General features: G+C 75.8%; 10 protein-coding genes and 2 pseudogenes. 8 read left to right on the plus strand and 4 right to left on the minus strand.

What is annotated here, in order from left to right; translation table 11 throughout:
- Positions 1-48 precede the first annotated feature (48 nt).
- Together ABGB16_RS09585 and ABGB16_RS09590 are read right to left on the minus strand one after the other, a co-directional pair.
- Positions 49-276: a DUF3107 domain-containing protein gene (locus ABGB16_RS09585; RefSeq protein ID WP_347667617.1), complete on the minus strand. Its 228-nt coding sequence runs from the start codon at positions 274-276 to the stop codon at positions 49-51.
- 65 nt (positions 277-341) lie between these two features.
- Positions 342-980, minus strand: a complete 639-nt coding sequence (locus ABGB16_RS09590) for a TetR/AcrR family transcriptional regulator (RefSeq protein WP_347667618.1) — start codon at positions 978-980, stop codon at positions 342-344.
- A gap of 1,848 nt (positions 981-2,828) precedes the next feature.
- Between ABGB16_RS09590 and ABGB16_RS09595 the strand changes: the two are divergent.
- From ABGB16_RS09595 to ABGB16_RS09620, 6 genes and pseudogenes are all read left to right on the plus strand, one after another.
- A pseudogene (locus ABGB16_RS09595) lies at positions 2,829-4,118 on the plus strand (hypothetical protein); the annotation flags it as partial.
- Between the two features lie 88 nt (positions 4,119-4,206).
- Positions 4,207-5,316, plus strand: coding sequence for an alpha/beta hydrolase (locus ABGB16_RS09600; RefSeq protein ID WP_347667619.1), 1,110 nt, complete (start codon positions 4,207-4,209; stop codon positions 5,314-5,316).
- An 89-nt stretch (positions 5,317-5,405) separates the two neighbouring features.
- On the plus strand, positions 5,406-6,221 hold the full coding sequence (locus ABGB16_RS09605) for a DUF3152 domain-containing protein (RefSeq protein WP_347667620.1): 816 nt from the start codon (positions 5,406-5,408) through the stop codon (positions 6,219-6,221).
- 135 nt (positions 6,222-6,356) lie between these two features.
- The gene (locus ABGB16_RS09610; RefSeq protein ID WP_347667621.1) at positions 6,357-7,184 is read left to right on the plus strand and encodes a DUF3152 domain-containing protein; all 828 of its coding nucleotides are present in this window, start codon (positions 6,357-6,359) and stop codon (positions 7,182-7,184) included.
- Positions 7,185-7,277: 93 nt separating this feature from the next.
- Positions 7,278-8,477 (plus strand): adenylyltransferase/sulfurtransferase MoeZ, encoded by a 1,200-nt coding sequence (moeZ, locus tag ABGB16_RS09615; RefSeq protein ID WP_347667635.1) that lies wholly within the window; start codon positions 7,278-7,280, stop codon positions 8,475-8,477.
- A gap of 103 nt (positions 8,478-8,580) precedes the next feature.
- On the plus strand, positions 8,581-9,402 hold the full coding sequence (locus ABGB16_RS09620) for a prenyltransferase/squalene oxidase repeat-containing protein (protein WP_347667622.1): 822 nt from the start codon (positions 8,581-8,583) through the stop codon (positions 9,400-9,402).
- Between the two features lie 22 nt (positions 9,403-9,424).
- Here ABGB16_RS09620 and ABGB16_RS09625 read toward each other — a convergent pair whose 3' ends face one another.
- Both ABGB16_RS09625 and proB read right to left on the minus strand, forming a co-directional pair.
- Positions 9,425-10,669, minus strand: a complete 1,245-nt coding sequence (locus ABGB16_RS09625; protein ID WP_347667623.1) for a glutamate-5-semialdehyde dehydrogenase — start codon at positions 10,667-10,669, stop codon at positions 9,425-9,427.
- Positions 10,670-10,681: 12 nt separating this feature from the next.
- A complete protein-coding gene (gene proB, locus ABGB16_RS09630; protein ID WP_347667624.1) occupies positions 10,682-11,791 on the minus strand; it encodes a glutamate 5-kinase in 1,110 nt (369 codons plus the stop codon).
- 61 nt (positions 11,792-11,852) lie between these two features.
- Here proB and ABGB16_RS09635 point away from each other — a divergent pair, with 61 nt between their 5' ends.
- Positions 11,853-12,167, plus strand: a complete 315-nt coding sequence (locus tag ABGB16_RS09635; RefSeq protein WP_347667625.1) for an MGMT family protein — start codon at positions 11,853-11,855, stop codon at positions 12,165-12,167.
- 32 nt (positions 12,168-12,199) lie between these two features.
- Positions 12,200-13,507: pseudogene (locus ABGB16_RS09640) on the plus strand (MFS transporter); the annotation flags it as partial.
- Positions 13,508-13,777 lie beyond the last annotated feature (270 nt).

Raw genomic sequence — 13,777 nt, forward strand, 5'->3', positions numbered from 1 at the left:
TGTCCGGGGCGGGTGCGTCCGGACCGCCCGCCCCGGACACCGGACGGATCAGCGAACGGTGAAGCCGACCGCCCGCGGCGCAGCCTCGGCGATCTCGACGTACGCGACCTTGCCGACCGGCACGACGACCCGACGGCCCTTCTCGTCCGTGAGGGAGAGCGTCCCCTCCCCGTTGGCGAGGGCGTCGGTCACGATCTGCTCGATCTCGGCCGGCGACTGCGCGCTTTCCAGAACCAGCTCGCGCGGCGCGTACTGCACGCCGATCTTGACCTCCACGGTGCCTCCTCAACTGGGGCGAAAAAGCCGCCGTGGGAAGGCTATCCGATCTCGGGGCCGGATGTTCAGGCTGACTCACCTTGCAGCGGGAAGCTGGCGATCCCGCGCCAGGACAGGGCGGCGACCAGCGCCTCGGCCTCGGCCTTGGGCACCTGCCGCCCCCCGGCCAGCCAGAACTGCGCCGCCGTCTCCGCCGCCCCGACGAGCCCGGAGGCGAGCAGCTCGGCGTGCGCCCGGCTGACCCCGGTGTCGGAGATGATCGTGTCGGTGATCGCCGCGATGCAGCCCTGTTCCACCCGTTCCACCCGCTGCCGGACGGCCGGATCGTTGCGCAGGTCGGACTCGAACACCAGGCGGAACGCCTCGCTCTCGTGGTCGACGAAGTCGAAGTACGCCCGGACCGAGGCGCTCACCCGCTCCTTGTTGTCGTTGGTGCCGCGCATCGCGTCGTGGACCTTGGCCACGATCGCGTCGCAGTGCGTGTCCAGCAGCGCCAGGTAGAGCTCCATCTTGCCCGGGAAGTGCTGGTAGAGCACCGGCTTGGAGACTCCCGCCCGCTCGGCGATGTCGTCCATCGCGGCCGCGTGGTAGCCCTGCGCGACGAACACCTCCTGCGCCGCCGCGAGCAGCTGCTTGCGCCGCGCCGAACGGGGCAGGCGCGTGGGCCGGCCGGCGGTCTGAGCGCCGTTCCCCACAGCCGACATTGGGAACCTCCGAGTTTGTTCGTACGAGCCGGCACTTTTCCCACGAACCGGTCGGGGTCGGTGGAGCCCGGCCGGAATTGGCCCGCCGCTGTAACTTATCGCCACTGTCACCACACGGTAGCCTCAGCGGGGGCGACCAAGGAGCGCGCGGTGAGTGAAACAGGGCAACCCGGTGCCGCCACCCCGGGAGAGCACGGCGACGGGACGGGTCAGCAGGATGACCTGGCCCGTTCCGGCAACGGGTGGGCGCCCTCGGCGGCCGAGTGGGCCAGCGACGGCGACGCCGCCGGGCCGCGGGAGGGCCTGCCGTGGCGGCGGGCCGAGGCGGCCTCCGGCTGGGCGGCCTCGTCGCCGCGCCACGGTGACCTGCCCGCTCCGCTTCCCGCCCCGGACGCGGAGCCGCCGACCCGGACCAACGGCCACCCGCACGACAACGGCGTGAGCCGGGCCGGGCAGGAGCCGTCCGTGGTCCGCCAGACCCCCGTCAGCGCGCCGCCGGTCCGCGAGACCGACGGCGACCGGTTGGCCGTCCCGGCGCAGCGGCCCGCCCCGGCCGTGGAACGCTCGGCCGGCCCGCCACACGGCGTCGCCGAGGCGGACGGTCCCGCCCGACACGCCTCCGAGGAGCCGCCGGCGTCCCGTGCCGGCCGCTGGTCGGACCTGGGTATCCCGTCCTCCGCGCCGCCCGCCGTGCAGGTACCGCCGGTCGGCACCGCCGCGTCCGGCTTCGAGGTGCCGCCCGGCCTGCACGCCCCCGTCGCCGAACGGTCCGGCCAGGAGCCCGAGCCGTCCGCCGGCGCCGCGTCCGGCTGGACGGACCGGCTGCCGCCCGACGAGCCGGACCCGCGCGTCGGTCCGCCCGCCGAGTCCGCCTACCCGTCCCTTCACGACCGCCCGGCCTATCCCGCCGGGGAGGACCGCGCCGGGTACCCGCCCGCCGCCGACGAGCGCGCGACGCCGCCGGAGCCGGGCTGGGCCGGCCCGGACTGGAATCGGCCGAGCTGGGGCGGAGCTTGGGCGCCGCCCTGGTCCCGCGAGGAGGCCACACCCGTCGGCCGGCGGTCCCGCGACGAGGACGAGCCCGTCGGCCGGCGGTCCCGCGACGAGGACGAGCCCGTCGGCCGGCGGTCCCGCGACGACGAGGCGAGCCGGTGGTCCCGTGAGGACGAGCCGGTTGGCTGGCGGTCCCGTGACGAGGATGAGCCGGTCGGTCGGCGGTCCCGTGACGAGGGCGAGCCGGTCGGTCGGCGGTCCCGCGAGGACCGGCTTCCCGGGTGGGCCCCGGAACCGAACCGGACGCACGGGCCGGGACCGAACCGGACGCACGAACCGGAACCGAACCGGGCGTACGGGTCGGAACCGAACCGGGCGTACGGGCCGGAACCGAACCAGGCGTACGGGTCGGAACCGAACCGGGCGCACGAGCCGGAACCGAACCGGGCGTACGGGCCGGGGGGGCACGAACCCCAGCCGGACCGGGCATATGAGCCCGAGCCGGGCCGGGGATACGAACCGGCACGCGGCGAGCCGACCCGGAGCGAGCCGCACCGGGGCGAGCCGACGCGGCCGTACCAGCCGCTGCGCGCCGAGGCCGCCCGGCCGTACGAAGTCGGCCGCACCGAGCCCGACCCGCGGACCGGGTACGAGCCCGCCGCCCAGCCCGCCCCGGAGCCGGTCGACCGGCCGGCCTGGGCCGGAAGGCGCATCCCGTCGGCTCCGGCCGGCCCGCCCCCGCCCGGGCGCGCCGCCGCGGTCGACCCGGCCGAGGTGCCCGCCGTGCGGCCGTTCCGCCTGCGCCGGGTTCCCGAGGACACGCAGCCCGCCGACCTGCCCGGCAACCCGCCGACCCCCACGGGTGCCGGGCCGGCCGCCGAACCCGTCCCCGGCCGGCCCGACCGCGGCTTTCCCACGCCCGCCCCGACGAGCACACCCCCGTACGCGGCCCGCCGGTCCGCGCCCGACCCGACCGCCCCGGTCACGCCGGCGGAGGAGGACCAGCGGCGGGACCGGGCCCAGGCGGCGTTGCCGCAGCGCGTCCCCGCCGAGCCGGACGTGCCCGTCGGGCCGGAGCCGTCAGCCGTGCAACCTCCGGCCGAAGCCCCCCAACTCGCCCGCATCGCCACCCACCTGCGGCGCGACGACGAGCCCGCCCCGCCGCAGGAGCGGCCGGAGGGGTTCGACGTCAACGCGATCCTCGACGCCGTCCGGGGCGTGGCCGGTGTGCGGGACGCCTCGCTGCGGCGTACGCCGGCCGGCGCGCACAGCCTCCGGCTCGACCTCGCCGACGGCGCGGACGCGGCCGAGGTCAGCCGGCTGGTGGCCCGACTGCTCCAGGAGCGGATGGGGCTGGCCGCCGCCCCGCAGAACGTCCCCGGGCTGCCCAGCGGCCCGCCCCCGCCCGTGCGTCGGCGCACCGCCGAGCCGCGGGCCGACAACCGGGGCCCCGAGGCCCGGCCCGGGAGCCGGGAGGGCCGTACGGGCACAGAGGCGCCCACCCGCGTCGAGCGCCGGGCCGACGCCCCGGGGGACCCGCCGCGCCGGCGCCGCCAATCGGTCCCGCCGAGGGGCCGGGCCACCGTGGAGGAGCCGGGTCAGCCCCCGCCCGCCGCCGCGACCGCGCCGGCCGGGGCCGCCACCGGCAGCCCGGCGATGCTCGCCGCCTCGTACTCGGGCGGGCAGCTGACCACGACGGAGACCGCGCCGTCGCGACCGCTGGACACCGGCGGCGTGCCCGGGCCCCGCGTGGTGATCGACCACGTCCAGGTGAGCACGTTCGGCCTGGACGCCAACGTGGAGGTCCGCCTCCTCGCCGGGACGGAGAACGCGGCCGGGTACGCCACCGGGCCGGCGGTCGACGGCTACGTGCTGCGGCTCTGCGCGGTCGCCGCCGCGGCGGCGGTGGACCAGCTGCTGCGCGGCGGCGAGCCGGTGGCCGACCGGGGTCGGTGCTTCGTCGAGCACGCGGCGGTGCTGCCGTTCGGCAACTGCGAGGTCGCGACCGTGGTGGTGCTGCTGGTCTGCGACGGCTGGGTCGAGCAGCTCGCCGGGTCGGCGCTGGTCGCCGGGGACCCGCGGCAGGCGATCGTCCGGGCCACCCTGGCGGCGGTGAACCGGCGGCTGGAGGCGCTGCTCGCCTGACCGCCGGCGTGGCACCGCGTGCGGGCGCCCGGGGCCGCGGCGGGAGCAGCGGCCTGCCGGGTCGGTCGCGCCCGGGCAGACTGGGAGCATGAAGCGCGCCACCCTCGGGCCGGAGCACCTCCTTCCGGAGCACGGCACCCCGCCGCCCTGGCCCGGCCGGGAGGTACGCCTCGACGGCACGGTCACCTACGTCCGGGACACCCCGGCCACCGCCGCCGGGGCGGAGCCGGCGCTCTACGTGCACGGCCTCGGCGGGTCGTCGCAGAACTGGACCGACCTCGCGGGGCTGCTCGCCGGCCGGCTCGACGGCCAGGCCATCGACCTGCCCGGGTTCGGGCACAGCGAGCCGGGGCAGCGGTACACCGTCCCGGCCTTCGCCGACCGGGTGGTCCGCTGGATCGAGCACTCCGGCCGCGGGCCGGTGCACCTGTTCGGCAACTCGCTGGGCGGGGCGATCTCCGTACGGGTGGCGGCGCTGCGCCCCGACCTGGTGCGCACCCTGACGCTGGTCTCCCCGGCGCTGCCGTTCCTCGACTTCCGCCGCTCGCTGCAGGGCCGGATGCTGCCGCTGCTGGCCGTGCCCCGAGGCGAACGCCTGGCCGCGTGGCAGCTGGCCCGGCTCGACCCGGAGGTGATGGCGCAGCAGGTGATGGAGTCCTGCGTGGCCGACCTGACCCGGATCAGCGAGCAGCGCCGGCAGGAGGCGCTGGAGGAGATCCGGGTGCGCTACCAGGCCGCCCACCACGCCGCCGCGTACGTCCGCACCTTCCGGGGTCTGGTCTCCAGCTTCCTGCGCGCGTACCTGCCCGGGTCGGGGTCGCTGTGGCGGCTCGCGGCGGCGGTGCGCGTGCCGACGCTGGTGATCGGCGGTACGCACGACCGGCTGGTCGACGTGCGCGTCGCCCCGCAGGCCGCCCGGATGATCCCGGACAGCCGGCTGCTGATGCTCGACGGGGTCGGGCACGTGGCCCAGCTCGAGGTGCCCCGCACGGTGGCCCGGGCGGTGCTCGGGCTGCTCGCCGAGGCCGCCGGACAACCAGCCGAGGACAGCGCGGCGCGGCTCGCCGGGGCCGAGGACAGCACGGCGCGGCTCGCCGAGACGGGGGACAGCGTGGCGCGGCTCGTCGGGGCGGGGGGCAGCGTGACGTGGCTCGCCGGAACGGAGGACAGCGGCGTGCGGCGCGACGTGACAGGCTGACCGGGATGTCCGCGCCCCGCCGCCGTCACCGCTATCCGACGGCCACCTACCAACCGACCAGGCCGGCCGCCCGACGGCGGCGTCGGGCCGTGCTTCCACTGGTTGCGCTCGCCGCGGCTCTGCTTGCCGGCGCCGTGCTGCTGTTGGCCCGTCCGGCGCTGGACGCCGGAGCGGCGGACCGTCCGCCGGCCGAGAACGAGGCGGTGGCCGCGGCGGACCAGTTCGGCGACCCGTCGCTGGAACCGACCCCCGCCGCGTCGCCGTCCGCGAGCCCCGACCCGGTGGAGCCGTCGCCGGTGCTCCGGCTGCCCGGTCCGGTGCCCTCGGCCGGTTCGGGCCGTTTCCGGTACGACGACCGGGCCGGCGCGGTGCTGGGCGAGGCAGGGACGCTGCAGCACTACCGGGTGGCCGTCGAGGAGGGCTCGGACGAGGACGTGCACGCCTTCGGCGCGGCGGTGGAGGAGGCGCTGACCGGGCCGGGCAGCTGGGTGGAGAGCGGCCGGCTGCGGTTGCAGCGGGTGCCCGGCGACGCCCGGCACGACTTCACCGTCTATCTCGCCACCGCCCGCACGGCCGGCCGGATGTGCCTGGCCGTCGGGGTGGACGTCCGGGTCGGCGGCCGGTGGTACACGTCGTGCCGGGGGCCGGGCAAGGTGATCATCAACCTGGACCGCTGGCGGAGCTCCGTGCCGCACTACGTGTCGGCGAAGGTGCCGTTGTCGGTCTACCGGACGTACGTGGTGAACCATGAGGTGGGGCACCAGTTGGGGCACCGGCACGAGCGCTGCCCGAAGCGGGGCCGGCCGGCGCCGGTGATGATGCAGCAGACGCTGTTCCTCAACGGCTGCGTGGCCAACCCGTGGCCGTACCTGGACGGCCGCCGGTACGCCGGCCCGCCGCTCTGACCGGCTCATCGCTCTGACCGGCCCATCGCTCTGACCGGCCCATCGCTCTGACCGGCCGGCGCCAATCCGAGTGATTTTCACGGTACGCGCCGGAACGGCCCTGATACGTCCCGGTTCGCCTGGCACGCTGAGGGCATGAGCCTCTCGTCCCATCCCGGCCCGTCCGGTCCCGCCCGTCCGTCCCCGGACGACGGCGCCCGCGCGCGGCGGTCGGGCCGGCGTGCGTTGCTCGGCGGCCTCGCGGCGCTGGTGGCGGTCGGCGCCGGCGCGGCCCTGGTTCTCGGCGGCGGGCCGGCGTCCGGCCCGGCCGGCCCCCACGCGACCCACGTCGCGCGGCAGTCCGGGGCGAGTGGCCCGGCCGGGGCGACCGACCGGGCGGCGCCGCGCGGCTGGCCGAGCAGCGGGGCCGGACAGTTCGCCGGGGCGGAGGGGGAGTCGCCGGTCCGGGGCGGCGGCGGGCCGCTGCGCCGCTACCGGGTGGCCGTCGAGAACGGCGTCGGGCAGGACGCGGACGCGTTCGCGGCCACGGTCGACGAGGTGCTGGGCGACCCGCGCAGCTGGATCGCCTCCGGCGAGCTGCGGTTGCAGCGGGTGGCCGACCGGGCGGCCGACTTCACGGTCTACCTGGCCACCCCGGCCACCTCCGAGCGGATGTGCGCGCTGGGCGGGCTGACCACCGACGGGTACACCTCCTGCCGGCTGCCCGGCCAGGTGATCATCAATCTGGCCCGCTGGATGGAGGCGGTCCCCGACTACGGCGCCCCGCTGGACGTCTACCGGACCTACGTGGTCAACCACGAGGTGGGCCACGAGCTCGGCGAGGTGCACCAGGCGTGCCCCGGGCCCGGGGCGCCCGCGCCGGTGATGCAGCAGCAGACGTACGGGCTGGACGGCTGCGTCGCCAATCCCTGGCCCTACCTCGACGGACGGCGGTACGAGGGCGAGCCGGTCGGCGGGATCTGACGTATTCCCGCTCCCGCATGTCGGTCGACGTGTCTCTGCTCATGGCCGACAGGCCCCCCGGCGAGTGACAATGGCGCGGTTCACCGTCCGTCGATCCCGGGGAGTCCCACCGTGTCGCTGCCCCCGCTCGTCGAGCCCGCCGCCGAGCTGACCGTAGACGAGATCCGCCGATACTCGCGCCACCTGATCATCCCCGACGTGGGTGTCGAGGGGCAGAAGCGGCTGAAGAACGCCCGGGTGCTGTGTGTCGGCGCCGGCGGCCTCGGCTCGCCGGCCCTGATGTACCTGGCCGCCGCCGGCGTGGGGACGCTGGGCATCATCGACTTCGACACCGTCGACGAGTCGAACCTCCAGCGCCAGATCATCCACGGCGTCTCCGACGTCGGCCGGTCCAAGGCCGAGTCCGCCGCCGCGTCGATCCGTGAGATCAACCCGCTGGTCAACGTCGAGATCCACAACACCGCGCTGGACCGCGACAACGTGCGGGAGATCTTCTCCCAGTACGACCTGATCGTCGACGGCACCGACAACTTCGCCACCCGGTACATGGTCAACGACGCGGCGGTGCTGCTCGGCAAGCCGTACGTCTGGGGGTCGATCTACCGGTTCGACGGCCAGGCGTCGGTCTTCTGGGCGGAGCACGGCCCCTGCTACCGCTGCCTCTACCCGGAGCCCCCGCCGCCCGGCATGGTCCCCTCCTGCGCCGAGGGCGGCGTGCTCGGCGTGCTCTGCGCGTCGATCGGTTCGATCCAGGTGAACGAGGCGATCAAGCTGCTCGCCGGCATCGGCGAGCCGCTGGTCGGCCGGCTCATGGTCTACGACGCCCTGGAGATGACGTACCGCAAGATCAAGGTACGCAAGGACCCGAACTGCGCGCTCTGCGGCGAGAACCCGACGGTCACGGACCTGCTGGAGGACTACGAGGACTTCTGCGGCGCCGTCTCCGAGGAGGCCCAGGAGGCGGTGGTCGACGCGACCATCACCGCGCTGGAGCTGAAGGACTGGCAGGACGCCGGCAAGGACATCTTCCTGGTCGACGTCCGCGAGCCCGCCGAGTACGAGATCGTCCGGATCCCGGGCGCCACGCTGATCCCCAAGGGCGAGATCCTCTCCGGCGCCGCGCTGTCGCGGCTGCCGCAGGACCGGCAGATCGTGCTGCACTGCAAGTCCGGGGTCCGCTCCGCCGAGGCGCTCGCCGCCGTCAAGGCGGCCGGCTTCCGGGACGCCGTGCACGTCCAGGGCGGCGTGCTGTCCTGGATCAAGCAGGTCGATCCCTCCCTGCCCGCGTACTGACCCGAAAGGGGCCCCTTCCGGTACGGGAGGGGCCCCTTTTCGCAGCTGTCGGTCGTCCGACTGTCCGAGGTGGGGACGCGTTTGCGCCGGTAGCGTGACCGCCGTGGTCGACTTGGACGCCGCTATCGGCTTCGTGGTGGCGCACGGCGACGCGGTGGACCGCGCCCGGCTCTCCTGGCTGCGCACGGGTGCCGCGCCGCCCCCGGAACTGCTCGACACCGTCGAGGTCGGCCAACTGTCCGGCGGCGGCTGGCCGGCGGTCTGGGCCGGCGACGTCGCCTCGGTCGACGCCACCTGCTTCCGCCTCACGGAGCTGGACGACCTGGGCGCCCTCGGCCGTCCGGCCGCCCGCCGGGCGCTGGACTGGCTGGCCGCCTGCCAGCAGCCCGACGGCGGCTGGGAGGAGGACCCGGTCCTTGCCGACGCCGCCCCCGAGTGGGCCCGGCCGGGCGACCCGGAGGCCCGCCTCTACCTGACCGCAAACGCCGGCTTCTGGCTGACCGTCGCCGGCCTGGACGCGCGGGCCGCCGGGCCGCTCGACCACCGGGTCGGCGGCGCGTACGCGGGCGTGGTGCACGCCGCCGCCCAGGCGCTCGCCGGCCAGCTGCACCCGGACGGGAGCTGGCCGTCGTACCTGGCGACGGGCTGGCTGAGCGCGGCGGTGCTGCACCGGCAGGAGATGTTCTACGAGTCGGCCCGGATCCAGGTGGTGCTGGCCGACCGGCTGCCGGGGATCTCCCCCGCCAACGCCGCCTGGCTGGCCGCCACCCTGCGCCGCGTCGGCGTGGACGAGCAGCACTGGACGCTGGTGGCCGCGCGCCGCCGGCTGGCCGAGACCCAGCGCAGCGACGGCGGCTGGGAGAGCGACGAGGGGCCCCAGTTCGACGTGCACACGACCCTCGCCGCCATCCGCGCCTGCCGCTGACCGGGCTGCCCGCCCGCCTTCGTTACCCCCGCAGGTGGCCGTCGCCGGTCACCACGTACTTCGTGGAGGTCAGCTCGGGCAGGCCCATCGGGCCCCGGGCGTGCAGCTTCTGCGTGGAGATGCCGATCTCCGCGCCGAAGCCGAACTCGCCGCCGTCGGTGAAGCGGGTCGAGGCGTTGACCATGACGGCCGCCGCGTCCACCCGGGCCACGAACTCCCGGGCCGCGCCGGCCGAGTCGGTGACGATGGCCTCGGTGTGGCCGGTGCCGTACCGGCGGATGTGGGCGACCGCCGCGTCGAGCGAGTCGACCACGGCGACCGAGATGTCGGCCGACAGGTACTCGGCGGCGAAGTCCTCCCCGGTGGCCGGCACCACCGCGTCCGAGTACGCCGCCACCCGGGCGTCGCCGTGCACCGTCACCCCGGCCTCGGCGAACGCCGCCAGCACCGGCGGCAGGAAGGCGTCCGCGACTCCCGCGTGCACCAGCAGCGACTCGGCCGTGTTGCAGGTCGACAGGCGCTGCGTCTTGGCGTTCAGGGTGATCGCGACGGCCTTGGTCACGTCGGCGGCGGCGTCGACGTACACGTGGCAGTTGCCCACCCCCGTCTCGATCACCGGCACGGTCGACTCCTCGACCACCGTGCGGATCAGCGACGCCCCGCCGCGCGGGATCAGCACGTCCACCAGGCCCCGGGCCCGCATCAGCTCCTTGACCGAGTCGCGGGAGGAGGCGTCGAGCAACTGCACCGCGTCCGCCGGCAGGCCGGCCGAGGCGACCGCGTCCCGCAGCACCGCCACCAGCGCGGCGTTGGAGTTGGCCGCCGAGGAGGAGCCGCGCAGCAGCGCCGCGTTGCCGGACTTCAGGCAGATCCCGGCGGCGTCCACGGTCACGTTGGGGCGGGCCTCGTAGATGATGCCGACCACCCCGAACGGCACCCGGACCTGCCGCAGCTCCAGCCCGTTGGGCAGGGTCGAGCCGCGGACCACCTCGCCCACCGGGTCGGGCAGCGCGGCCATCTCGCGCAGCGCGTCGGCGATGCCGGCCACCCGGCCCGCGTCGAGGGCGAGCCGGTCCAGCACGGCCGCGCTCAGCCCGGCCTCGCGCCCGGCCGCCAGGTCCGTCGCGTTCGCGGCGAGGATCTCCGGGGTACGCGCCACGAGCGCGTCCGCCATCGCCACCAGTGCGGCGTCCTTCACCGTACGGGTGGCCACGGCCAGTGCCTCCGCCGCGTCCCGCGCCCGGCGCGCCTGCTCCACCACGCTCATCCTGCACTCCTCCTACAGCAGCACCAGGTCGTCGCGGTGGACGACCTCACGTTCGTACGCCGGGCCGAGGGCCGCGGCCAGCTCGCCCGTCGAGCGGCCGAGCAGCCCGGGCAGCTCCACCGCGTCGTAGTTGACCAGTCCCCGGGCGACCGGCGCGCCCCCGGTGTCGACCAAGTCGACGGGGTCGCCCGCGGTGAACGCCCCGTCCACCGCGGTGATGCCGGCCGGCAGCAGGGACTTGCGCCGGCGCACCACCGCCGCGACGGCGCCCTCGTCGAGGTGCAGCCGGCCGCGCGGCGTGGTGGCGTGGGCCAGCCAGAACAGCCGGGCGGCGGGCCGCTGCCGCTCGGCGTGGAACAGGGTCCCGACGCCCTCGCCGGCCAGCGCCTCCGCGGCCAGGGACGCGGCGGTGAGCACCACCGGGATGCCGAAGCCGGTGGCGATCCGGGCCGCCTCGACCTTGGTGACCATGCCGCCGGTGCCGACCCCGGCCCGGCCGGCGCCGCCGATCTCGACCCCGGCCAGGTCGCGTGCGTCGCGGACCTCGGCGATCCGGGTGGACTCCGGCCGGGCCGGGTCGCCGGTCCACAGCGCGTCGACGTCCGACAGGAGCACCAGCAGGTCGGCGTGCACCAGCGCCGCCACCAGGGCGGCGAGCCGGTCGTTGTCGCCGAAGCGGATCTCCTCGGTGGCCACCGTGTCGTTCTCGTTGACGATCGGCACCGCGCGCAGGTCGAGCAGCTTGCGCAGGGTCCGGTACGCGTTGCGGTAGTGCGCCCGCCGGGTCACGTCGTCGACGGTGAGCAGCACCTGCCCGACGGTCAGCCGGTGCCGGGCGAAGCCGGCCGCGTACCGTCCGATCAGCAGGCCCTGGCCGACGCTGGCGGCGGCCTGCTGGGTGGCCAGGTCGCGCGGGCGCCGGGTGAGCCCGAGCGGCGCGAGCCCGGCGGCGATGGCCCCGGACGACACCAGCACCACCTCGCGGCCGTCGGCCGCCAGCGCGGCCAGCGTGTCGACCAGCGCGTCGACCCGCGCGTCGTCCAGCCCGCCGGCCGCGGTGGTCAGCGAGGACGAGCCGACCTTGACGACGATCCGCCGGGCTGAGGTGACTGCTTCGCGCACCCGCCCATTCTGCGCGCTCGGGTCCGCCGGGCCCCGTGGCGTTCCCATATCGTGGCAGCTCATGACACCTGATGAGTACGTCGAGGCGGTGCTGGAACTCGTCGAGCGCATCCCGCCGGGCCGGGTGATGTCGTACGGGGCGGTCGCCGACGCGCTCGCCGAGCGCTCCGGCCGGGCGTCCGCCCGGCTCGTCGGGTCGATCATGGCCCGGCACGGCGGCGGGGTGCCGTGGCACCGGGTGGTGAACGCGGCGGGCCGGCTGCCGCCCGGGCACGAGGTCGAGGCGCGGGCCCGGCTGCGGGCGGAGGGCTGCCCGCTGCGCCCGTCCGGGGTGGACATGTCGGCAGCCTGCTGGTCCCCGAACGAGGGGGTGTGACCCGGCACACAACGTGAGTACGATTCGGCCCCATGGACGGGTCTGGGCGCCTGCCGCGCCGGGTGCACACCGGGTTCGCGCTGGGCTCGCTGGCGACCGGGGCCTTCAACACCGTGCCGGGGCTGCTGCTCCTGCCGTACCTGACCGACACGCTCGGCGTCGCGGCGGGGCTCGGCGCCCTGCTGGTGCTCCTGCCGAAGGCGTGGGACGTACTGATCAACCCCGTCGTCGGCCGGATCTCCGACCGCACCCGATCGCGTTGGGGCGCCCGCCGGCCGTACCTGCTGGGCGGCGGGCTGGCGCTGGCCGTGCTCTTCGCCGCCATCTTCGCCGCGCCGTTCGGCGCCGGGCCGGCCGCCGGGGCGTACGTGGCGGTGGCGTTCCTGGCCGCCGCGACCGCGTTCGCCTTCTACCAGGTGCCGTACCTGGCGATGCCCGCCGAACTGACCGGCGACTACGCGGAGCGTACCCGGCTGATGAGCTGGCGGACGGCGGTGCTGGCGCTGGCGATCCTGGTCGCCGGCGCAGTCTCCCCGGTGGTGGTCGCGGCCGGCGGCGAGGGCGTGCCCGGGCACCGCTGGATGGGCCTGTTCGTCGCCACGCTGATCGTGGTCGGCGCGGTCGGCGCCTTCCTCGGCACCCGCTCCGCGCCGGCCGGGACGGTCGCCGAGAGCGAGCCGAGCCTGCGGGCGCAGCTCGCGGTCGCCGCCGCGAACCGGCCGTTCCGGCTGCTGCTGGCCTGCTTCGTGGTGCAGGCCGCCGGGGTGGCGACCATCCTGGCCGGGGTCAGCTACTTCGCCGACCAGGTCCTGCGCGACCCGGAGACCGGGCCGACCCTGATCTTCGCCTGCTTCGTCGGGCCGGCGCTGCTGGTCATGCCGCTGTGGACGAGGGTCGCCGCCCGGCTCGGCAAGCTGGGCGCGCTGGTCGTCGCGTCGCTGGTCTTCGCCGTCGGCACGCTGGGCCTGGTCGCCGCGCCGGTGCTGCCGGCGGCCGGCAGCTACCTGCTGGTCGGGGTGATCGGCGTCGGGTACGCCGGCCAGCAGGTCTTCGCGCAGGCCATGCTGCCGGACTGCATCGCGTACGACACGGCGCGCACCGGCCGGCGGCAGGCCGGCGTCTTCACCGGGCTCTGGACGGCCGGGGAGAACTTCGGGCTCGCCCTCGGCCCCGGCATCTACGGCCTGGTCCTCCAGCTCTCCGGCTACGTGTCGTCGGACACGGGGGTCGCCGCCGCGCAGCCCGACAGCGCCCGCCTCGGCGTCCTGATCGGCTTCACCGTGCTCCCCGCCCTGCTGTTCGGCGCGGCGGTGCTGCTGCTGCGCGGCTACGACCTGACGGCCGAGCGCCTAGCCACAGTGACCCCCACCCCCATCCCCGCCCCCCTCCGCCTCCCCGATCATGGAGCCTTTCCGCGTAACGGTGTGAGTGCGGCGGGTAGCGGTGCTGGTGGCCGGTGCGGACACGCCCGGACCCGTTGTGGTGCAAGGGAAAGACGCAGAACCCCGGTATGAAGTGGTCCTCTCACAGATCAACTTCAGTAGGGGTCCTGCGTCGCCATGAGTGTCACATACACCGCCGAGCTGTCCGTGCGCGAGGAGACCGTGTTG

The sequence above is a fragment of the Micromonospora sp. B11E3 genome (assembly GCF_039871625.1).
GTDB lineage: Bacteria > Actinomycetota > Actinomycetes > Mycobacteriales > Micromonosporaceae > Micromonospora.